At 67.6% G+C, this 21,098-nt stretch carries 18 protein-coding genes and 1 rRNA gene; 16 read left to right on the top strand and 3 right to left on the bottom strand.

The window, feature by feature from the left end:
* The first annotated feature begins 55 nt into the window (after window positions 1-55).
* From F8S09_RS06235 to F8S09_RS06215, 5 genes are all read left to right on the top strand, one after another.
* Window positions 56-2,056 (top strand): hypothetical protein, encoded by a 2,001-nt coding sequence (locus F8S09_RS06235; protein ID WP_152870277.1) that lies wholly within the window; start codon window positions 56-58, stop codon window positions 2,054-2,056.
* A gap of 133 nt (window positions 2,057-2,189) precedes the next feature.
* Window positions 2,190-4,958, top strand: coding sequence for a DUF11 domain-containing protein (locus tag F8S09_RS06230; protein WP_152870276.1), 2,769 nt, complete (start codon window positions 2,190-2,192; stop codon window positions 4,956-4,958).
* Between the two features lie 2 nt (window positions 4,959-4,960).
* Window positions 4,961-8,131 (top strand): RHS repeat domain-containing protein, encoded by a 3,171-nt coding sequence (locus tag F8S09_RS06225; protein ID WP_322618594.1) that lies wholly within the window; start codon window positions 4,961-4,963, stop codon window positions 8,129-8,131.
* A gap of 82 nt (window positions 8,132-8,213) precedes the next feature.
* Window positions 8,214-11,240 (top strand): DUF7933 domain-containing protein, encoded by a 3,027-nt coding sequence (locus F8S09_RS06220; RefSeq protein ID WP_194165248.1) that lies wholly within the window; start codon window positions 8,214-8,216, stop codon window positions 11,238-11,240.
* Between the two features lie 84 nt (window positions 11,241-11,324).
* Entirely contained in the window at window positions 11,325-12,233 is a 909-nt protein-coding gene (locus F8S09_RS06215; protein ID WP_322618593.1) for a DMT family transporter, read from the top strand.
* Between the two features lie 4 nt (window positions 12,234-12,237).
* On the opposite strand, the gene F8S09_RS06210 is transcribed toward F8S09_RS06215, so the two are convergent.
* Window positions 12,238-12,729 carry a hypothetical protein gene (locus F8S09_RS06210; protein ID WP_322618592.1) on the bottom strand — a complete coding sequence of 164 codons (492 nt, stop codon included), beginning with the start codon at window positions 12,727-12,729 and terminating at the stop codon, window positions 12,238-12,240.
* Between the two features lie 79 nt (window positions 12,730-12,808).
* On the opposite strand from F8S09_RS06210, the gene F8S09_RS06205 reads away from it, so the two are divergent.
* The 7 genes from F8S09_RS06205 (at window position 12,809) to F8S09_RS06175 (ending at window position 17,895) form a co-directional block, all read left to right on the top strand.
* Window positions 12,809-13,453, top strand: coding sequence for a response regulator transcription factor (locus tag F8S09_RS06205; protein WP_104991543.1), 645 nt, complete (start codon window positions 12,809-12,811; stop codon window positions 13,451-13,453).
* 7 nt (window positions 13,454-13,460) lie between these two features.
* Window positions 13,461-13,721 carry a hypothetical protein gene (locus F8S09_RS06200; protein WP_152870270.1) on the top strand — a complete coding sequence of 87 codons (261 nt, stop codon included), beginning with the start codon at window positions 13,461-13,463 and terminating at the stop codon, window positions 13,719-13,721.
* Window positions 13,718-14,572, top strand: a complete 855-nt coding sequence (locus F8S09_RS06195) for a serine hydrolase (RefSeq protein ID WP_227978542.1) — start codon at window positions 13,718-13,720, stop codon at window positions 14,570-14,572. Before F8S09_RS06200 ends, F8S09_RS06195 begins: the two co-directional genes overlap by 4 nt.
* A gap of 180 nt (window positions 14,573-14,752) precedes the next feature.
* Window positions 14,753-15,607 carry a c-type cytochrome gene (locus F8S09_RS06190; protein WP_322618591.1) on the top strand — a complete coding sequence of 285 codons (855 nt, stop codon included), beginning with the start codon at window positions 14,753-14,755 and terminating at the stop codon, window positions 15,605-15,607.
* 40 nt (window positions 15,608-15,647) lie between these two features.
* Window positions 15,648-16,316, top strand: a complete 669-nt coding sequence (locus F8S09_RS06185) for a ubiquinol-cytochrome c reductase iron-sulfur subunit (protein ID WP_152870266.1) — start codon at window positions 15,648-15,650, stop codon at window positions 16,314-16,316.
* Window positions 16,313-17,626 carry a cytochrome b gene (locus F8S09_RS06180; RefSeq protein WP_152870264.1) on the top strand — a complete coding sequence of 438 codons (1,314 nt, stop codon included), beginning with the start codon at window positions 16,313-16,315 and terminating at the stop codon, window positions 17,624-17,626. The genes F8S09_RS06185 and F8S09_RS06180 overlap by 4 nt, the downstream gene beginning before the upstream one ends.
* A gap of 62 nt (window positions 17,627-17,688) precedes the next feature.
* On the top strand, window positions 17,689-17,895 hold the full coding sequence (locus F8S09_RS06175; RefSeq protein WP_152870262.1) for a hypothetical protein: 207 nt from the start codon (window positions 17,689-17,691) through the stop codon (window positions 17,893-17,895).
* 74 nt (window positions 17,896-17,969) lie between these two features.
* Here the strand turns inward: F8S09_RS06175 and F8S09_RS06170 are convergent, their stop codons facing one another.
* Window positions 17,970-18,218, bottom strand: coding sequence for a DdrH (locus F8S09_RS06170; RefSeq protein WP_152870260.1), 249 nt, complete (start codon window positions 18,216-18,218; stop codon window positions 17,970-17,972).
* A 127-nt stretch (window positions 18,219-18,345) separates the two neighbouring features.
* Here F8S09_RS06170 and F8S09_RS06165 point away from each other — a divergent pair, with 127 nt between their 5' ends.
* The 3 genes from F8S09_RS06165 (at window position 18,346) to F8S09_RS06155 (ending at window position 20,075) form a co-directional block, all read left to right on the top strand.
* Entirely contained in the window at window positions 18,346-18,768 is a 423-nt protein-coding gene (locus F8S09_RS06165; protein WP_152870258.1) for a HesB/IscA family protein, read from the top strand.
* 107 nt (window positions 18,769-18,875) lie between these two features.
* Window positions 18,876-19,376 carry a crossover junction endodeoxyribonuclease RuvC gene (locus F8S09_RS06160; protein ID WP_152870256.1) on the top strand — a complete coding sequence of 167 codons (501 nt, stop codon included), beginning with the start codon at window positions 18,876-18,878 and terminating at the stop codon, window positions 19,374-19,376.
* Window positions 19,377-19,406: 30 nt separating this feature from the next.
* On the top strand, window positions 19,407-20,075 hold the full coding sequence (locus F8S09_RS06155; protein ID WP_152870253.1) for a PrsW family intramembrane metalloprotease: 669 nt from the start codon (window positions 19,407-19,409) through the stop codon (window positions 20,073-20,075).
* A gap of 3 nt (window positions 20,076-20,078) precedes the next feature.
* Here F8S09_RS06155 and moaD read toward each other — a convergent pair whose 3' ends face one another.
* Entirely contained in the window at window positions 20,079-20,759 is a 681-nt protein-coding gene (gene moaD, locus F8S09_RS06150) for a molybdopterin converting factor subunit 1 (RefSeq protein ID WP_152870251.1), read from the bottom strand.
* A 215-nt stretch (window positions 20,760-20,974) separates the two neighbouring features.
* On the opposite strand from moaD, the gene F8S09_RS06145 reads away from it, so the two are divergent.
* A 23S ribosomal RNA gene (locus F8S09_RS06145) occupies window positions 20,975-21,098 on the top strand; the annotation flags it as partial.

The raw sequence follows: 21,098 nt of genomic DNA, 5'->3' as shown, positions 1-21,098 counted from the left end.
CACCCATCAGTCGTCACCGGGCCACGACGCCCGAAGCGAATCCAAGGAGAAGAAGATGAAAGTGAATACGAAGATTGTGGCTCTGGCTGTGGCGCTGGCAGTGGGAGTGGCGGGAGCGGTGGGTACGCCCGCCAACACCCAGATCAAGAACACCGCGACGGCGAGCTTCCAGGACCCCAGCGATCCCACTGGCAACACCACCAGCAGCCAGACGTCCAACGAGGTCGTCACCACAGTGTCGGACAAGTCGAGCTTCAACGTGACCTACGTGGGCAGCGTGGCCAACAGCGACAGCGCCACGACGGGCACGGCGACCTCCACCCTCCCTGCCGAATACAAGAAAACGGCCAACCAGGGCGACACGGTCGCCTTCAAGTATCAGGTCGTCAACACCGGCAACGACACCCAGACCATCACCCTGGCACCGGCAGGAGCCACGGGGGCCAAGCTGGTAGACGCTTCGGTGCTGAGCGTGACGGGGAACTTCGCCACGCTGACTTCCACGCAGAAGGCGGCGGTAGACGGCGCCACGGCCCTGTCCTCGGTTTCGCTCGCCGCCGATGGGGTCAAAGAGTTCTGGCTGGTGTACACCGTTCCGACTGGTTCTACCAAGGGGGGTACAGTGGGCGCGACTCCGGTCGGCACCGGCAAAATCTGGAACGGCACCACGAACCCCAGTGTCACCGAGGCGCAAAACACCTCGCCCTTCCTCCAGTACAGCGCCGTCGTGGTCTACACCCCGGTGGCCGTTGTCGGCCCGAGTGGTGCGCCTGAAGCGGGAGCGACGGGAACGTACGCCGACCCGGTGGACGCCAACACGACCATCACCCGCAGCGGCGACGTTCAGACGGCCGCGGTGAAGGCAAACGACACCACCACCACCTTCATCAACACGCTGAAGAACAAGGGCGCGGCGACCGACGCGTTCGTGCTGTCCGGCCCCAGTGGCGTCACCTTCCAGACGGCCAACGGCAATCCGTTCACGACGGCCGGGGAAATCATCGGCGGGCTCACCTACATCTTGGAGGGTGAGCTGCCCACGATCCGCGGCGTCGCGGTAGACGCCAGCGCTGACTTCCGCACGGTGGTGACCCACGCCGCCACCGCCGGTGCCCAGAGCGTCACCGTGGGCATCGACAGTGTCAGCGACGCGGACACCACCGCTGAAGACACGACCACCAACATCGTGAACGTGCCGGGGTTCCTGTTTGGTGACAGCGACGACGACAGGGCAACTGACCCGGTCAACACGGTGGTCACCCGGTCGGTCACGACCACGGGGGGCCAGACCGTGACCTTCCCGATGGAGATTAAGAACACCGGCGGAGGTTCGGACACGTTCTTCCCCAGTGCTCCGAACCTGAGCTTCACGGTGGTAGACGAAAAAGGCTCGCAGACTCCCACGTCCGTCCCGGTCGAGTACCTGCTCGACGCAACCTGTGACGGAACCGCGGACAACGCCACCGTCATCACCTCGCCGGGCGTGACGATTGCTGCGGGCGAAACGGCCTGCGTGATCGCGCAGGTGAAGGTCCCCGCCAACGTGCTCACCCAGACGGTGACCCTGAACCAGACCGTGAGCAGCGGCAGCGGCCTGATCGCGACCGACACCAACGACACCATCACGGTGGGCGTCGTGGCGGGCACCGCGATCACCATCCAGAAGACCAAGACGAGCACCGCCGCCGTCGTCCCTGGCAACGACCTGACCTACCGGATTGTCGCCAAGAACAACTACAACACCCCGGTCAAGAACTTCATCCTGACCGAGCAGGACGGCAGCTACAGCAGCAAAACCACCAACGTCTTCCAGTATGGCACCTTCAAGAGCGTGTTGGGCGAGGTCGCCAACCCTGCCCTGAGCGGTACGGCCAAGGTGATGTACCGCTTCAATGGCGGCGCCTGGCAGGACAGCAAGACGCCGACCATCGCGCTGAGCGCAGTCACGCGTGTGGACGTGGCGATCGACAGCAACAACGACAACACCATCACTGCCGCCGATACCCTCGAGCCCAACCAGACGCTGACGGTCAACTTCACGGTCACCATCAAGTAACCCCTCTCCCGGCGCATCCCACCTCCCCCGTGGGGTGCGCCCTCTTCCAACATCAGACTCTTTTTTGCCAGTTTTCCGCGCACCAAGCGTCCCACCCCCTTTCCAGAGTTCCCTCCCGAGGAGTTGACCCGTTTTGAAACACACCTCCCTAGCTCTGCTGCTTCCCAGCCTGTTGGTGGGGGCATTCGTGGTCGGGGCGCAGGCCCAGACCGCGAGTGTTCCCACTCCTGCCGGGACCGAGATCACCAACCAGGCGACCGCCACCTTCGAGCCGGTCACGCCCGGCGGCGAGTCGAGCGCCGAGTCCAACATCGTTCGCACGGTGGTGCAGGCGGTGTGCGCGGTCAGCGTGTCCCCCGACGGCACGGTGCAGGCCCCCGGCCAGAGCGCCACGCTGCTCCCCGGAGAGGGCACGACCTTCAGCTATACGGTCGTCAACAGTGGCAATGACCGGTTCACGCTCCCACTGGCCGCCCGCACCGAGGCGGGCAGCGCCCACACCCCCGCCACCCGGTTGGTGCTGGATGCCAACCGCAACGGCGTGGCCGACGCGGGAGAGGGCGAGGTCGCGTCCCTGACCCTGGAGGCTGGAGCTGCCGCGCGGGTCCTGCTGGTTGTGGAGACGGCCGACAGCGCCCGTGGCGACGCCTTCGTCAACCTGGTGGCAAGCTGCGGCGGCGGGCAGCAGGACGCCAACAACGTCAGCCGCGTGCGCGTCGGCCCACCGCCCGTGCTGGCGGTGCAGAAGAGCTTCACGCCCGCGCTGGTGCGGCCCGGCACCGAGACCACCGTGACCGTCACCACCCGCAACGCGGGGAACGGGGGCAGCCGCGAGGTCGTCCTGACCGACCCCCTCGGCGAGCAGATCGCGCAGGGCCTCGTCTTCGTGCCGGGCAGCGCCCAGGCGAGCGCCGGAACCCTCGAATACACCGCCGACGGGGTGACCTGGCAGGCAACCGAACCCGCCGGGGTGCGCGGCGTGCGCGTGCGGGCGGCGAGCCTCGCGGCGGGCCAGGGCCTTACGCTGACCTTCCGGATGCGGGCCACCGACGCCGCCGAGAACCGGATCATTCCCAACGTCGCCACCGCGGTCACGGGCCGCCAGCAGGCCCAGGGCACGGCCAGCGCCGACGTGCGCTACCAGCCCGGTGTCGCCATCGGTCCCCTCGGACAGCCCGAAGCGCCCGAGAACACCCCGGCCGACACCCAGACCCGGCCCTTCGCGGTCGTGGGACAGGAGGTGTGCTTCGATCACACCCTGAAAAACACCGGGGACGTGCGGGACCTGTTCACGGTCACCGTGACCTACCCGCAGGGCGCGGCGACGGCCCGCATGACCGGAGCGGACGGCGCCCCCCTGGTTCAGCCCCTCCCGCTGGACCCCGGCGCCACCGCGCTGGTGCGGGTGTGCTACGACGCGACCCAGGCAGGAGGGCTGGAGGCCCTGATCACGGCCAAGGGTACGCGCGGAACGAGCAACACCACCCGCGACGTGGTGCAGGCCGTCGAAGCGGGGCTGCCCGAACTGCTCAAGACCGTCTCGCCCGGCCCCGAACGCACCGTGTCCCAGGGTGAGGAGCTGACCTATACCCTGCGGGTTCGCAACCCCTACGCCCGGCCCCTGACCGGCGTGACCGTGAGCGACCCCCTGCCGGGGCACGTCGACTTTGTGGAGGCGTCGGCGGGCGGCCGCGTGAGTGGCGAGGCAGGCGCCCAGACCGTGAGCTGGGCGGTGGGCACCCTCGCGCCCGGCGAAACGCGCACCTTCACCGTGCGGGCACGGGTCAGCGTGCGGGCAGTGGACGGCGAGGCCCTGAAGAACATCTTCAACATGGTCTCGACCGAGCTGCCCACGCCGCTGCCCAGCAACGAGGTCAGCAGCCCGGTCTGGACCGCCGCCCTGCGCATCACCAAGGCCGTCAGCAGTCCCCAGGCCGCGCCCGGCGACCGCCTGACCTACACCCTGAAAATCCAGAACCTCTCCGCGAGCACGGCCATCGTGGATGCGGTGGTCACCGATACCCCGGCCCGTGGGCTGGAGTACCTCCCCGGCACGAGCACCCTGGGCGGCCAGCCCCTCGCCGACCCGACGGTCACAAGCGGCGTGCTGCGCTGGGGCATCGGCACGATTCCGGCCGGTGGCACGGTCGAGATCACCTACCAGACCCGCGTGACTGCCGACGCGACGGGCGAACTCGTCAACCGGGTGGAGGTCGTGGGGAACGGGGCCGGGGGCAACGCCCGCGCCATCGCCAGCAACGTGGCGACCGCCGTGACCCGGCTGAACCTGGGTACCTTCGCGCCGCTGGCCGACCTGCTGGGCACGGTCTTCGTGGACCGCAACCGCAACGGCCGCTTCGACAAGGGCCTCGATACCCCGGTTGAGCGGGCGCGGGTGCTGCTGGCCGGAGGCCGCCTGGTGCTGACGGACGCGGCGGGCCGCTACCACTTCGCCAATGTGCCGCTGGGCACGCACGCGCTGCGCCTCGACCCGAACTCTGCGCCCTACCTGCCGCTGAACATGCCGGGGGACGGCGGGCTGCCGGGCACCCGCACCGTGCATGTCCGGGGCCTGACTGGGGTGGACTTCCCGCTCGCGCCCCTCGGCGGCGAGATCGCGGCCATGCGCCGGACCACCCTGACCGTGGGCGGGCTGCGGGTCGAGAAGAGCCTGCACCTCGTGGACGGGGTCTACCGGGTCACCCTGCGGCTGGTGTCGGCCTCGGACCTCGCGGACTTCGAGCTGCAAGACCCCCTGCCCGCCGGGGCCGTGCTGAAAGAGGGCCGCAATACCCTCTCGGGCACCCTGAAGGCCGGAGAAACGCTCCTGACCTATGACTTCGCATTCACGGGCGAGCTGGGCGCGGCCCTGACCGACCCCGCCGTCCGCTGGAGGAACTGACCGTGCCTGCCCCCCTGCCTACCACCCTCGCCCTGCTGACAGCCCTGCTGCTCGTCGGCCCGGCGCACGCGCAAGGCGCGGACGCTTCTGCGCTGCCGTCGGCCGTGACCACGGGTGAACAGCGTACCAGCAACGTCCTGCTCCCCTTTGACGTCCCCGTTCAGGCCCGCGAGGTCGTGATCGCGCACCAGCCCCCGGCAGGCGCGGCCTACCTGCCGGGCAGCAGCCGTCTCGACGGCCAGCCTGTGCCCGACCCCCGCCGGGGCGCAAGCGGCACCCTGTACTGGGTGTTGCCCGCCCAGCCTCGCGGCGTGCTGACCTACGACCTGACCCACACGGCTCCCCTGGGGGCGCTTCCCGCTCCTGCCCTGCAGGTCCAGCTGCCGGGCGACCGTACCGAACTCCTGATGGGGCAGATCGACGCCGCCGACCTCAGGGGCGCGGTCCTCCTCTCCGCGCAGGCCGACGAGGTGACCGAGAATGCGGGCGCGATCAAGCTCCCCCTCGCGGACAGCGTGATTCGTATCCGCGACCGCATCAACGTGGTTGTCGAGGTGCCGCAGGGCGAGCGCCCTGCCCTCACCGTGAACGGCGCCCCCGTGGGCGAGGACCGTCTGGGCACCGACGTGCAGGACGGCGAACGCGGCGTGCAGCGCCTGACCTACGTGGGCGTGCCGCTGCGTCCCGGTCCCAACCGGCTGCGCGTGGGTACTGAGGAAATCACGGTCATGCTGGCTGGCGCCACCGCCCAGGTCGAGGTCACCCCGCTGAGCCTGATCGCCGACGGCAGCACGCCGCTGCGCCTGCGGGTGCGGACCCTGGACGCCTTCGGCACCCCCTCGGGCCAGTCCACCCTGACCGTACGCCCCAGCCTGGAACCCCGTACCCCCGACGCCAACCCCGGCGAGGCCGGGTACCAGGTGCGCCTCGAAGACGGCGAGGGCGTGCTGGAACTGCAACCGCAATCGGCCCCCACGCCGCTGCGCCTCGACGTGCTGCTGGGCGAGCAGGTGCTCACCCGCCGCTTCGAGGTCACGCCCGACCGCTCCCGCGTGGGCGTCGGCGTGCTCAGCGCGACCCTGGGGCTGGACGGCCAGCTCAACCTCGCGGAAGACCTCACCTGGCAGGCCCGCGGCTACGTGGAAACGCCGGTCGGCGCGGGCAAGCTCTACGCCGCCGCCGACAAGGACGGCCTGCCCCTCACGACCGACCCCACCGTGCGCTCCCCGGTGTACGGGGACGCCAGCACCGAGCAGATTCCCCTGCAGGGCACCGACCCGGTGGCCGCCGTGTACGACCACCCCAGCTTCCGGGTGGCCTACCGCCGCGCCCCGGTGCCGGTTGACGTGCTGCCCGTGGGCGAGCAGTTCACTGGGCTGACCGCCGTGACCCGCAGCAATCCGGTCGTCTCCGGCTTCGTGGCGGGCGTGCCGGGCGACCGTGTGTCGGAGGCGGAGGTGACGCCGGACGGCACCCGCATCCTGCGCCTGCCCGACGCCCGCCTTGCCCCGGACAGCGAGACGCTGGAGGTCGTGACCCGCGAGCGCGGGAGCGGCAAGGAGCTGGAGCGCCGCCGCCTCGTCCGGAACGTGGACTACCTCGTGGATTATCCCACCGGCATCGTGACGCTGGTGCGTGCCCTGGACCGGGTGGACGCCGACTTCAATGACGTGCTCGTCCTCGCCAGCTACCGCCTGAGCACCGCGACCGCCGGGCGCACCCTCGCCTACGGGGTGCAGGTCAAGGGAGAAGGCGACGGGTACACCGTCGGCGCCGCCGTCGTGAGCCTCGACGGTCGGGCGACCTTCGGCGTGCGCGGCACCTTCGACAACGGCACCACCCGTGCCGAGAGCCGCGTCGCCTACTCGGGCGGCGTCCAGGCGAGCGCGGACCTCCAGACCCGCATCGGGGACGACTCGGCCTCCTTCCGGATTCGCTATCAGGACGCCGGATACATGGGCCTGGCTCCCTTTGCCGTGGGCCTGAACGTGGGCGGCAGCTATGCGGCGCGGCTGGGGCCGAACCTCGGCGCTTCCGTGGACGGCGAGTACCACCGCACCCCCACCGCGCAGGGGGGCAGCGTGACGGCCCGCGCCGACTACCGCCTCGCGCCCTTCAGCGTGGGTGCGGGCCTGAAGTACGCCTTCGGGGACACCTACGGCCTGGGCGCCGTGGTGAGCGCGGGCTACCACCAGCAGCCGCTGGACGTGGACGTGACCCACACCCAGCCCCTGACCGGCAACCTCGACCCCACCACCTCCTTCGCGGTGCGCTACCGCCTGACCGACCAGGTGACCCTGGGCCTGCGCGACGACGTGACCTGGGGCAAGGGCCACGTGGCCGCCCTGACGCTCGACACCCGGATCGGCAACACCAATTACGCCGTGGGCTACGAGCTGCCCACCGCGAGCGGCGAGGGCAACCGCGCCCGCTTCGGGGTGTTCACCACCCTGCCGCTGAACGACCGCACCACCGTGGGCCTGCGCGGCAGCGCCCTGTACGACGTGCGCGGGGGCGAGCTGGAAGTCACGGCGGGCGCCGACCTCGCCCACCGCGCCGACACCTTCGGCGTGACGGCGGGCACCGACCTGATCTACCGGGACGGCGGCTTCGGGACCGTCCTGCGGGCGGGCATCACCGGGAGCGTGACCGACCACCTGACCCTGAGCGCCGACGGCCTCGCTGAGTTCGGCCTGGGCAAGAACGGGCAGCGCTTCTCGCTGGGCTACGCCTACCGGAACCGCACGCTCAACAGCCTGGGCTATGTCCGGTATGTGCAGGGCACGCTGGCAGGCGGCACCCCCCAGCTGAACACGGGCGTCAGCGCCGAGTACCGCCAGCCGAGCTGGGCCGTGCGCGGCGGCGTGGACACCCACGCCCTGCTGAACGACGCGGGCAGCTTCACGGCGCAGGGCTATCTGGGCGGCACCTACTACCTGAGTGACCGCTTCGGTGTCGGTGCGTGGGGCCGGGTGCTCACCCAACCTGCCACGGGCACCACCCAGCTCGGCTACGGACTGGAGGGAAGCGTCCGCGCCCTGCCGGGCACCTGGCTGACCGCCGGATACAACTTCGCGGGCTTTGAGGGCCTGCCGAGCGCGGGGACATACACGAAGCAGGGCCTGTACCTGCGACTGGATTTGACGGTGGACGAGACGGTGAGCCGCCGATGAGCTCGAAGGAAATGAACAGCCCCCGGCGAACCGCTGTGCGTCACAACGAGGAAGAGTCATGAGTCGAATTTCATACCAGAGGGTGAAAACCAACCTTCTCCGCGGGGGAGTGGCTGCCATGGCCTTGCTTAGCCTGGGGGCTTTCCAAATGGCGGCAGCGGCGGCCCTCGATTGCAACACGATCTATGCTGCGGTCGGGACAAATCCGGCTCGTGCTGGGGTGGGCAGTTATCTCACCACCCTTAGCACTGGGGGCGTTCTCGGCAACGCCGTTCAGTTACCCGCTAGTGCAGATCAGACCAGCACTACCAACGGCGGCGTCAGGGGCCGCAGCGTCACGGCCGGCTTTGGCGTCGATCCTGTGAACAAGCGCATCTACTACGTGGACGGCTACGGTGGGACAGGGTACAACACCGCCAGATACGCCCGTCTCTATGACTACGATGGCGACACCTTCACCCAGCTCACCGTAGATGCGTCGGGGGCGCCTGTTTTCTCTAATCCCACAACTGAACACCAGGCAGGTGTGGATGAGGCAGGGACATTGTGGGCAACCGATTGGGCTGCGCCGAGCGATATCTATCAGTATTCGCGCGGGACCGTCACCCGCTATCTTAATGCCATCGCGGCTCCCGCCGTCGCGGCGGACGCGACCGAGTGGAACTCCCTTCAAGACGGCGATATGGCATTCGACGGGGTGTTCGACGGGGTGGGCCAGGGCCGGATGTGGTTCGTTTCGTCCACCACGACCAACATCGTCATCTACATGGTAACGCGCACAAGTGCCACTGCATTCCAGGCAAAGAAGGTAGCTTCCTTCGCTCCAACAGCGGGGGCGCTCTCGGCCACGACGAACTGGGTGACTGGCGCCGCCTTCGGTCCTGACGGCTTGCTCTACATCTCTACCTCCGGCAGTGACTTGTACAAGTACAACACTGTCGCAGGCACCCTTACCGTGGCTAAGGATGGCGTCACACCGGTGAACGGTCAGAACGCCATCACCGACCTCGGCTCGTGCTACTACCCCAAACCTGCCCTCAGTGTCAGCAAGACCCATACTGGAAACTTTGAGGTCTGGAAGCAGGGAACGTATACGATCAAAGTGACCAACAATGGTCAGTTCGCTACTTCTTCGGCGATTGTCCTCAAGGACGCGCTGCCCAACGGTATGACCTATGCCGGTGCCAGCTCCAGCACTGGTACGGTATCGGGACCTACACCAGGCACAGCGGGGACCATCAGTCTTACGTTCACTCCCACATCTCCCCTCATCCCGCAACAGTCCCACGAGATCACGCTGACGGTTAACGTCAACCTGGCTGCCCGGGGGAACGTGACGAACTACGTCTCAGTGGGCGGTGGCGGTGATCCTGGCCCCAACAAGAACGGGACGGCACCTGAACCAGGATCAAGCTGCACTTCGGGCGCGTACTGTTCGAGCGATCCCACCACGGTTTTGCCTCCCCAGACCGCGACCATCACCAAGAGTTTTACGCCAGCGAGCGTACCTCTCGACGTCGCGAGTACCATCACCTTCACGGTCACCAATCCCAATACCGGTGGCGCCCTGACCAACCTGAAGTTCACCGATACCCTCACGGGGATGAGTGTGGCGAATACAACCCTGGGCGGCACCTGCGCCTCGGTTACGAATGCCTCGGCGCTCACTGTGGGCGCTACTGCGCTGGACTTGACCATTCCAAGTTTGGCAGCCAACTCCAACTGCACCATCACCGTGCAGGTCAAGGGCACGCGGATCGGCGTGAATCCCAACACGACCAGCGGGGTGACCTCGACACAGACGCCCACGCCCGGTACAGTCTCGAACACTGCGAACCTAACGGTCAGGCCCCTCGCCGCTGGGGTCAGCAAGAGCTTCAACTCACCCAACGTGCCTCAGGGGGGCACCACTCAGCTCACGATCACCGTGACGAACCCTAACGGTGCAGACGCCACCGCCTTTGCTTTGACGGATGACGTGGCGGGCACGATGGGCATCACGGGCCTGACGATCACCGCTGTGAGCAGCGACACCTGCAAGGGCAGCGGCACGGTCACGACGGCCTCCGGCAAGTACGTTCTTACGGGCGGCACCCTTCCTGCGGCGGGGTGCTCTGTCGTCCTCACGGTGCAGGTCCCCACTTCGGCCACCACGGGCAGCAAGACGAACACCATCGTCGGCACGAGCGTGACGGGAACCATCAACAGTCAGGCGCTCCCAGCGGCTACCAATGCCACGGCCAGCTTCACGGTGACCGCGCCCGTCATCACCCCCAACCTCACCCTCACCAAGAAAGGCCCTGCCTTCGCTCGCCCCAGCACCGCGGCCAACTCCAACCCCGCCGCCGGTCCCGTGGTGGCCGCGCAGGACAGCTTCATCAGCTACACCCTGACCGTGAACACGGCGGGCGCCAACGCCACGGGCACCACCACCGTGACCGACACCCTGCCCCCGGGACTAAGCTGGACGGTGGCGACGGGGGGCACCCCGAACTACACGGCGACTCCCGGCACTTGGACGTGCAGCATTGTTGCGCAGACCATCACCTGCACGACGACGAGCCCCATCGAGGTCGGTAAACCCCAGACCATCACCCTGAACAACGTCAAGGTGGCGGCGGGCGCGGCAGCGGGTCCTACTATCACCAACAAGGCGACCGTCAGCAATCCGGGCGAGACGAAGACCGACGACAACGGGGCAGAGTTCGTCACGCGCCTGGTGCTTACGGAAGTGACCAAGCAGGTGCGGACCCTGCCGGGGGGCACCTTCGGCACGGCGGCCTCCATCCGCCCCGGCGACCTGCTCGAGTACTGCATCGATACCCAGAACCGGGGCGGCGCGGACCTGCTGAACTATGTCCTGAGCGACGCGCTGAACAGCAACGGCACCTCGGTGACTGCGGTCCCCATCGCCAGTGATGCCGCTTACGGCGGCAGGGCCATCAAGCGGACCCGCACGCCCGCCAGCGGACCGCCCATCACCGACAACCTCACGGCAGCGGCGGACGCCGACGCGGGCAGGCTCACCGACAGCACCCTGACCGTCACCCTCGGGACCCTGCTCGCCGGAGAGACTGTGCGGACCTGCTTCCAGGTGCGGGTGAAGTAAGCCGAATCTTCCACGTTCCCCGGTGCCACTCCGAGCAGTTCAGGAGTGGCACCTGTTTGGTTGGGCCGCCCTACAATCCTCCCCGTGTCCTCTCACGCCCGTGGCCTGCTGCTGCTCGTGCTCGTCACCCTGCTGTGGGGCAGCACCTTCGCGGTGGTCAAGGAACTCGGGGAGCTGCTGCCGCCCGCCGTCCTGATCGCGTGGCGCTTCCTGATCGCCACCCTCGCGCTGCTGCCCGCGCTGCTGCTCTCGCGGGAGCGGACGGCGACGGCCCCCACCGACCCGGCCCGGCCCCTCTGGCGCGACGGCCTGATTCTGGGGGCGTGGCTGATCGCGGGGTACGGCACCCAGACCATCGCCCTGCAAACGACGGGGGCGAACCGGGCCGCCTTCTTCACGGCCCTGAGCGTGGTCCTCGTTCCCCTGTGGCTCACCGTCGCGCAACGCCGCCCGTTGCCCTGGGCGCTGTGGCTGGCGCTGCCGCTGGCCGTGGGTGGACTGGCCCTGCTCTCCTGGGAGGGGGGCGCCCTCGTCGTCGGGGACGCCTGGGCGCTGGCCTGCGCGGTGACCTACGCGGGATTCATCATCGCGCTGGAGCGCACCGCGAGTCGGCATGGGGCGCTGCGCTTTACCTTCGCACAACTGCTCGCCGTGACTGCCCTCGCGTGGGTGTGGGCACTGCTGGCCGAGCCGGGGAAGCTCTGGCCGCCCGCCGCTGCCTGGGGGCCGCTGGTGTACCTGGGGGTGGCGGCGACCGCCGTGACCACGCTGCTGCAGACGGTGGGCCAGCGCCGGGTGAGCGCCGCCGAAGCCAGCCTGATCTACGCGCTCGAACCCGTCGCCGCTGCCCTGTTCAGCTTCCTGCTGATCGGGGAGCGCATCGGCCTCCGCGGCGCACTTGGCGGACTGCTTGTCGTGGTCGCCACCCTGCTGGGCCAGCGGGCGGGCGAGGCGCACCCCGAAACGCCCACCCCACAGGCCGAAGCCTCCTGAAGCCTCAGCGCCGGTCCGGCACCAGCAGGGTGCGCAGCGCTGGAGACGCGTTCCAGACACCCATCAGGCCCTCGCGGAACATCGAGCGGCGCACGGCGGTGTGCAGCGGGGCGGGCAGGTCGGCCGACGGATAGACCCCGGTGCGCCCCTGGGCACCCACCCGCACCCCCAGCGGAAAGCCCAGGGTCAGGGTCGCCACCAGCACGCCTCCCAGCAGGAGTCCGCCTGCCGCCCCAGCCCCGGCATGCCAGCGCGGCGTGGGCCCCGCCTGCGTCAGCACCAAGCGGCGCAGCCCCACGCTCAGGGCCAGCCCCAGCACCAGCGCGGCGCCCAGGGCCAGCGGCCACCCGCCCGCCGACTGCCCGGCCCGGTTGGCAAGCCAGCAGATCAGCACGCCGCCCGCGCCCCAGGCCAGCCCCGCCAGTCCCCGCCGGGCACCCAGCGCCGTCAACACGGCCCAGACCGTCACGAGCAGGGCGTCGAACCAGGTGATCACGGAGAGCAGTCTAGCGGCCCAGCCGGGAGATGGTGGGCGCGGCTGCCGTCCCCGGCGGAGGGGCGTCTACACTGGGGGCATGATCCGTGTCCTGCTTGTCGACGACCACGCGCTGTTCCGTCAGGGGCTGCGCAGCCTGCTCGAAAGCGAGGGCATGCGGGTGATCGGGGAAGCCGCCAATGGCCGCGAGGCCATCCGCTACGCCGCCGAGACGCATCCCGACGTGATCCTGATGGACATCCAGATGCCCGAACTTGACGGGGTCAAGGCCACCCAGAGCATCCTCGAGATCGACCCCAAGTCGAGGGTCATCATGATCACCATGTACCGCCAGGACCGCTACGTCTTCGAGGCGGTCAAGGCCGGGGCCCGCGGCTACGTGCTCAAGGACGCCGACGCAGCCACCCTGATCGACGCGATCCGCCGGGTGGCCGCTGGAGAGGCCCTGCTCGACGCCGACATGGCCCAGAATGTCCTCGACGACTTCCGCGACAAGCGCGAGGAGTTGCCCTCGGAAAAGCACGCCGACCTCAACGAGCGCGAGACGATGATCCTCAAGCTGCTGGCCCAGGGTTTTTCCAACCAGGACATCGCCCTGCGGCTGGACATTTCGGAAAAGACGGTCCGGAACCGCCTCTCGGAGATCTTCACCAAGCTGCAACTCAACAACCGCACCCAGGCGGCCCTCTACGCGATCCGCGAGGGCATCGCCAATCTGGACTAGGGGAGACGTGGCCCGGTCCAAGTCGGCGACCCGTCCCGCCAAAGTTGCTCCTGCCGCTTCCCCCGTCACCTTCCGGTCGGGCTGTGCCCGCGAGTGGACCCTGGCGTCCGCCGAGGCCGACCTCGCGTACACCGAGCAGGCCTTTCCCGAGTGCCCCACTTGCCCCCACCGGGTCGAGCCGGAGGGGACGCTGCCCTTCTGCACCCTCCGCCCCGTCGGTGCGGCCCATCCGTTTGCGGCCCTCGCCGGATGGCACCTTCCCGAATGACCTCACCTGACCTGTGGCTCGCCGACCTGCGCTCACGCGGGTACGTGGGCGAGGTGGGCCTTCTCGTCACCGATCTCGCGGAAACCGAACTGTTCGCCCTGAACCCCGACCGCTCTTTTCCGGCCGCGAGCACGGTCAAGGTGCCGTTGCTCGTGCAGGCGCTGGAGGAGGCGCAGGCGGGGCGACTCGACCTCTCGGCCCGCGTGACGATGACGGCGCAGGACCGGGTGCCGGGCTCGGGAGTGCTGCACGAGCTGGGGGCGGGTCTGGCCCTGACCTGGCAGGACGTGCTTACCCTGATGACCGTGGTGAGCGACAACACGGCCACGAACCTCGTCATCGGCCGTCTGGGCGAGGGGGCGGTCAACGCCTGGCTCGCGCTGCGTGGGCTCACCCACACCCACCTCATCGGCAAGCTGCAACTGCCCCCCGAGCGCCAGAACGAGGCCCAGCGCCGGGGCGAGCGCAACCGCACGTCGGCCCAGGATCAGGTCGCCCTGCTGGGTCGGCTGGTCCGTGGAGAACTGCTTGATCCTCCGCACACCGAGCTGGCCCTGTCCATCCTGACCCGGCAACAGTTCCGGGACATTCTGGGACGGCACGTGCCACGTGACGCCGACGGCGAACCCCTCTACCGGGTAGCGAGCAAGAGCGGCGAACTGCGCGGCGTCCACCACGATGTGGGGGTGCTCTTTACCCCGCGTCCGCTGGTGGTGGCCCTGCTCTCGCAAGGCGGCCTCGATCCCCGTGAGCATCCCGACAACCGCGATGTGGAAGCGCTGGCCGGAGCGCTGTGGCCCCTGCTGGCGCTTCTGGGCGGGGTTCACGGGCCTCACGCGGGGGACATTTAACCGCTCGGTCAGGGACTAGGCTGATGACTCCAGGAAGGGGCGTTTTTCGCCGTATGGCACGGCGGGAGGCGCCAATCGTGCGTGCTATGCTGGCCGCCAGCCGACTGCCTTTAGACATGAAGGCGAGACCGGGGAGGCACTCTGGGGGGGACACCCCTGGGGAGCGCGAGGAGAAGGAACGTGGAGAGAAACGACGCTGTCATGCCCTGGGTCGCCATCGTCAGTGCGGCCATCATGTGGATTATCCTGCTGTTCCTCTTTAACAAGGAAACAGCGCCCGAGCCCGTCGTGGTGGACCCCGAGGTGGTCGCCACCATCAACCAGACGTGGCCGACCCTGGGAGCGCAGGTGTACACCTCGGCCGGGTGCGTGGGCTGCCACGGCGCCAATGGCGAGGGCGGTGCAGGCCCGGTGCTCGCGGGCAACGAGCGCATCACCCAGGACCCGGTGTATGTGCACACCATCATTGTCGAGGGCAAGGGGCAGATGCCTGCGTTCAACCAGCTCAAGGACGAGGAAGTGTACGCGGTCGCCAACTACGTGCTGAACTCGTGGGGGAACTCCATCGAGGAGCCGTTGACGCCCGCGCAGGTTGCCGAGGGCCAGAGCAAGATCGACCCCGCCGTCCTGAAAAACCGCAGCCGCTTTGTCCCCGAGGACATCAAGCTGCCCGAGATCTTCCTGGCGACCTTCGTGATGGTGTTGCTGACCTACGGGCTGATCGGCCTGTACAGCGTCTGGGCCGAGGGCCAGGAACTGCATCCCGGCATTCACAAGGTCCGCGCTACGCCCGTCGCCACGCTGGCGATGGTGGTGACCCTGGGCCTGAGCCTGCTGTTCAGCGTGCTGTTCGTGCGCCAGATGGTCGCCGACTACGCGGGCTGGGCCGACCGGGTGATGCCCAACGTGGCGATGGAAGGCTTTTACGCCGCCATGATCCTGCTGACCCTGGCGGTGGCGACTGGCCTGTACAAGAAGTTCTTTATGGACGGCGAGGTGCTCGTCGAGGACGCCAGCGGCGAGTTCCCTTGGTAAGCCTGCCGCTCCCCCCGACGCCCGACCGGAGGAATCACAGATGACCCGTTACAAGAGACAAGACCCCGAGATCACCCGCCGCAAGTTCATCAACGTGGCGATGGGCACCACTGCGGCCGTGGGCGGCGTGAGCCTGCTCAGCACGCTGGGCGCCGCCAACCCCGTCTTCCGCCTCACCGCCGACAAGATGCCGCCCCTCGAAGGCGACATCCTCGTGCACGCCGAGGAGAGCAAGGAGGGCCGTCCCATCACCGTCGCGGACCTCAGCACGCAGCTCGTGCGGGCCTGGGCGATGGGCAAGGATGAGGATGGCAACGACGTGATTCGCAAGGGCGATCCCAACAACATCCTCGCGCTCTACCGCTTTCCGCAGGGACAGCTCGTGGCTCCCACCAACCTCGAAGCGACGGTGGACGGGCAGATCGTGGCCTACAGCGACATCTGCACCCACGCCGGTTGCTCGGTGAGCGACAGCGACATCAACGCCGGGCAGATGCGCTGCCCCTGCCACTCGGGCGAGTACGACCCCAAGCGCGGGGCCATTGTCACCGGTGGGCCGCCTCCCAAGCCCCTCGCGCAGCTTCCCATCCGGCAGGACGGGGACCGGCTGGTGGTCGCAGGCTTCTTCCTGACGCCGCCCTACCCCTACCACAACAGTGAAGCCGAGTGGAACAACGTCAAGCAGGAAGTGGAGGAGGCGCTCACATGAACCAGTGGCTCGACGACCGTCTGCACATCTCGCGCCTGAACGACAAGTTCCTGCGCAAGGCCTTTCCTGTCCACCACTCCTTTTTTCTGGGCGAGATCACCCTCTTCAGCCTGATCATCCTGATCCTGACAGGCATCCTGCTGGCGCTCTCCTATGAGCCCAGCAACTCCATGGTGGTCAACTCCTTTGACCCCGGTACCGCCGACGCGCCCAACCTCGTTCCGGCGGCCTACCACTCGGCGCTCAAGATCAACGCCGCCCCCTTCGGGGACATGCTGCGGCGCATCCACCACTGGACGGCGAACATCATGGTGGCCGCCTCGGTCATCCACATGATGCGGATCTACTTCACGGGTGCCTTCAAGAAGCCGCGCGAGATCAACTGGTGGATCGGCATGCTGCTCCTGATTTTCGCGGCGCTGACCGCCGTGACCGGGTACGTGCTGCCCTACGACAACTACGCCTACAACACCCTCAAGGTGATCTACTCCATCGCCGCGTCAATTCCCTGGGTGGGCGAGTGGGTCGCGCAGGCGGCGTTCGCGGGCAAGTTCCCCGGCGACGGGGTGATTCCGCGCGTGTACGGCTACCACATCATGCTGCTGCCCGGCATCCTGCTGGCGCTGACGGCCGCGCACATGCTGATCATGATCAAGCAGAAGCACACCCAGCCGCAGTACGCCAAGCGCATCGCCTACAAGAAGATCGTGGGCGTGCCGCTGATGACCCAGCAGACCCCCATCATGCTGATGCTGACGCTGCTGTTCGCAGGCATCATCGTGCTGTTCAGCGCCTTTATCCCGGTGCACCCGGTCGAGTACTTCGGGCCGCCCAGCACCACCCCGATCGACAACATCAAGCCTGACTGGTACCTGCTGTGGGTCTTCGGGGTGCTGGCGATCATTCCCGGCTTCGAGTTCAACTTTCTGGGCGGCAACATCAACTCCGAGTTCGTGGGCGCGATCCTGCTCCCGACCCTGACCCTGGGCGCGATGTTCGCCGTGCCCATGCTTGACCGCAGCCGCGAGAACCTCTACTACGCGGAAAACCCCACCAACCACCCGGTGCGGCTGGGGATCGGCGTGGCGTTCATGATGCTGCTGGCGGTGTGGTCGGTGGCAGGCTACAAACCGGAACTGATCAGCGCGGGCATCCTGACTACCGAGAACGCCAACACGGTGCTGTGGATCGCCACTTTCCTGGTTCCGGCGCTGTCCTACTTCTTCGTGCAGGCGGTCGTGCGCGGCATCCGTGCCCTGCGTGAGTCCGACGCCCGCGACCGTGCCAACTTCCAGGCCGCCGACGACTGAACCCCCCTCTCTCAATCCCGCCCTGGCTCCCGCCGGGGCGGCTTGCTTTATGGTGCGCGGGTATGTCCTCCACCGACGAGAGCCTGGCTTTCTGGCTGGCCCGGCGAGCCCGGCAGCTTGGCCTGGAAAGAGCCGCCCTGGAGCAGGCCGATGCCGAGGCGCTCCAATCATTCGCCCTGGTCGTGCTGGAGGAACTCGCGGCGCGTGGCCTGATGCCCGGAGGGTCGGAGGTCGGATGCTGGAGCCGTCCTCGCTCGCGGACGAACTGATTTCACAGCGTCGGGACCAGGAAGACCATGAAAAAGACGCCGGATCCTCGGCGTCTCGGGTCGTGCGGGGGCGTTCAGGCCTGAACGCGGGGTGGCCGGGTCGGGCTGACCTCGCCGCCCTGCTGGCGGGCACCCGCCGCGTAGCCGACCTGGGCACCAAACTGCCAGGCCAGCTTGATCATGAACTGGATGGCTTCCTGATCCCCGCTTTCGATCAGGGTGTGCAGATGCTCGGGCAACCCGTCGGGCAGCGGCATAGCCTGAAGCTGGTCGCCATACTCCGCCCGCAGTTGCTCGAACCACTCGGCGTAGGGGTTCGTCATGGGCGCATCCTAACAGAAGGACGCTCAAGGAATGTAAGCGCCGATGAGGACAGGCTTGTCTGGCAAGGCCGGATCACTTTGCCAGTCGGACACTTTTTTCTTGTTCCAATGGTGTTACGCTTCACCCATGACGGCGACCTCTTTTCCCGAATCTGGCGGCGTGCTGCCGACCCAGGACATTCGAATCAGCGAGTTCGGCGCCCAGAAGGCCCTCGGTATCCTGGCCCAGAGCGGTAAGGAGAATGCGGGCGTCCGGGTCTTTATCAAGAGCGGTGGCTGCAGCGGCTACCAGTACGGCATGGCGATCGACGACCGCGAACTCGACGGCGACACCATCGTGGTGGACCGGGGCGTCAAGTTGCTCGTCGACCGCATGAGCCTCCCCCTGCTGCGCGGCAGCGAGGTGGACTTCGTCGAGAACATGATGGGCGGGGGCTTTACCGTACATAACCCCAACGCCACCAGCAACTGCGGCTGCGGCCACTCCTTCCGCACCGACGGCGCCCAGTCGCCCGACGGCGAGGGCAGCGGAGGCTGCGGCACCCGCTAAGTCAGGTTCTTTTAGCAGGCCACCCAGGACAGTCCTGGGTGGCCTGTTCCCCTGTGGTGCGGCGGGCTTCAGCACGGCCGGTCCTTTTTTTGCCCTATGCTGCGGGCATGATCGTGCTTGGGGTGGACCCTGGACTGGCGAATCTGGGTCTGGGACTGGTGGAGGGCGACGTGCGCAAGGCCCGTCACCTCTACCACGTCTGCCTGACCACCGAGAGTGCCTGGGTGATGCCCCGCCGATTGCAATACCTGCACACTGAGGTCTCCCGCCTGCTGGCCGAATACCAGCCCGACGCCGTCGCCATCGAGGACCAGATTCTGCGCCGTCAGGCCGACGTGGCCTTCAAGGTGGGGCAGGCCTTTGGGGTCGTTCAACTTGCCTGCGCCCAGGCGGGGGTGCCCATCCACGCCTATGGCCCCATGCAGGTCAAGCGCTCGCTGGTGGGAACGGGCCGCGCCGACAAGGAGCAGATCATCTACATGGTCAAGGCCACCCTGGGAGTCCGCGAGCTGTTCAACAACCACGCGGCGGATGCCCTGGCGCTCGCGCTGACGCACCTGGCCCATCAGCCTATGCAGGCGGCGGCCAAGCGTCTGGTGCGGGCCTAGCATCTGGGCTGACGCCGGGCCGAGCACACCATGCCCCTGTTCTGGCCTCTGCTGGTCTCATTGGTTCTGTCAGCGGGATGGCTGTGGTTTTTCGTACGGCGCGACCGCCATCCGGAGCCCGCCTGGCTGCTGGCCCGGACCTTCGGATGGGGCATGGTGGCCTGGGGCGTCTCGGCGGCGTTCGGCGGAACCTTCGAGCACCTCCCCGCCAAGTTGGGCCTGCTGACTCCATTCCTGGTACTCCTCCTGACCGCCATCGTCGAGGAAGGCAGCAAGTTTCTGGCCGCCATCACGGCGACCACCGAGCACGAGTTCGACGAGCCGATGGACGGCCTGGTCTATGCCGTGACCGCTGCGCTGGGCTTCGCCTTCGTGGAAAACGTGACCTACTCCCTGGGCTTCGGGGCCTCGGCCCTTGCCTGGCACGCGCCGCTCACCACGCTCGTTCACGCCCTCTTCAGTGCGCCCCAGGGCTACGCATTGGGCGGACGCCACCTGCGGGGCGGTCGCTGGTGGCGTTCTCGGGGCCTGCTCCTCAGCATCACGCTGCATTTCGTGTTCAACGGCCTGCTGACAGGAGCGGCGGGCTGGACTCAGTTCCTGGCCCTGGCTGCCGTACTGTGCCTAATGGCGCTTCTCGCGGGCCGCTATTACCGGCATTTCGAGGCCCATGCCCGCGACAATCCCCAGTCTCCCTGACGGCTACAGGGTGGGATGCTCGCTCTGTCCGTCAACCCAGTGAGTGCCGTCCTGATCCGCCTCGTGCTTCCAGACGGGCAGGTGAGCCTTCAGATACTCAATCAGGAAGTCGCAGGCTTCCAGGGCCGCCCGGCGATGGGCGCTGGCAACCCCGATCAGGATGCTCGTTTCCCCAGGCCGCAGGCGTCCAATTCGGTGCTGAATCAGGACGCGCAACTCTCCATGCTGCTCGCGTGCCCGGCCCGCCGCCGCCTCCATAACCCGGATCGCCATCGGCGCATAGGCCTCGTAGTCGATGAAATCTACGACCTTGCCCTGGTTGGGTGAACGCACTGTCCCGACAAAGTAGGCCTGCGCTCCGTACTGAGGCCGGATAAGGAAAGGCTCAGCCTCCGATAGCAGCAGGGGCGTGTCCCGAACCTCGCAACGCGTTTCCAATTCAGGTGCTGCACCCCCAGCCACAGGAGGCAGGAAGGCCACCTCGTCTCCAGCCGCCAAGACTTGCTCAGGCCGGGCATATGTTTCATTGACCGCCACCATGCAGCCGCGCAGGCTCAAGCTGTGGCTCTGTTCGACCAGGGCTGCGAGGTCGCGCACGGTCGTGCCATCGGGAACCTCCAGGCTGGCCGTCTCCAGTCCCGCCTCCCGCTTGAGCCGCGCCAGGAAGACCACATGAACCCGCATAGAAGGAGGCTAGCACGCCATTTTCTGAACCCTTCTCTAGGACTCGGTGGGGAGAGTTGACAAGTTCGGGCGGCGCCTGTATCTTTTCTGAGCCTCAAGCGAGGCGGGGAGCATGACAAGCGAAGAGGTGTGCGAGAGAACAAGCACAGAAAGCGCCTTCCGGGCGCCGCTCAGGTTCGCCTGGGTGGGTCGGGACGTGCGTGAATGAATGGAAGGGTCAAGATACTAAGGGTCCACGGTGGATGCCCTGGCACTGGAGCCGATGAAGGACGCGATTACCTGCGAAAAGCCCCGACGAGCTGGAGATACGCGTTGACTCGGGGATGTCCGAATGGGGAA

This window comes from Deinococcus terrestris, from assembly GCF_009377345.1.
Classification (GTDB): Bacteria; Deinococcota; Deinococci; order Deinococcales; family Deinococcaceae; genus Deinococcus; species Deinococcus terrestris.
The sequence above is the reverse complement of the archived record's forward strand: the minus strand, read 5'-3'. Positions and strand labels throughout refer to the sequence as shown.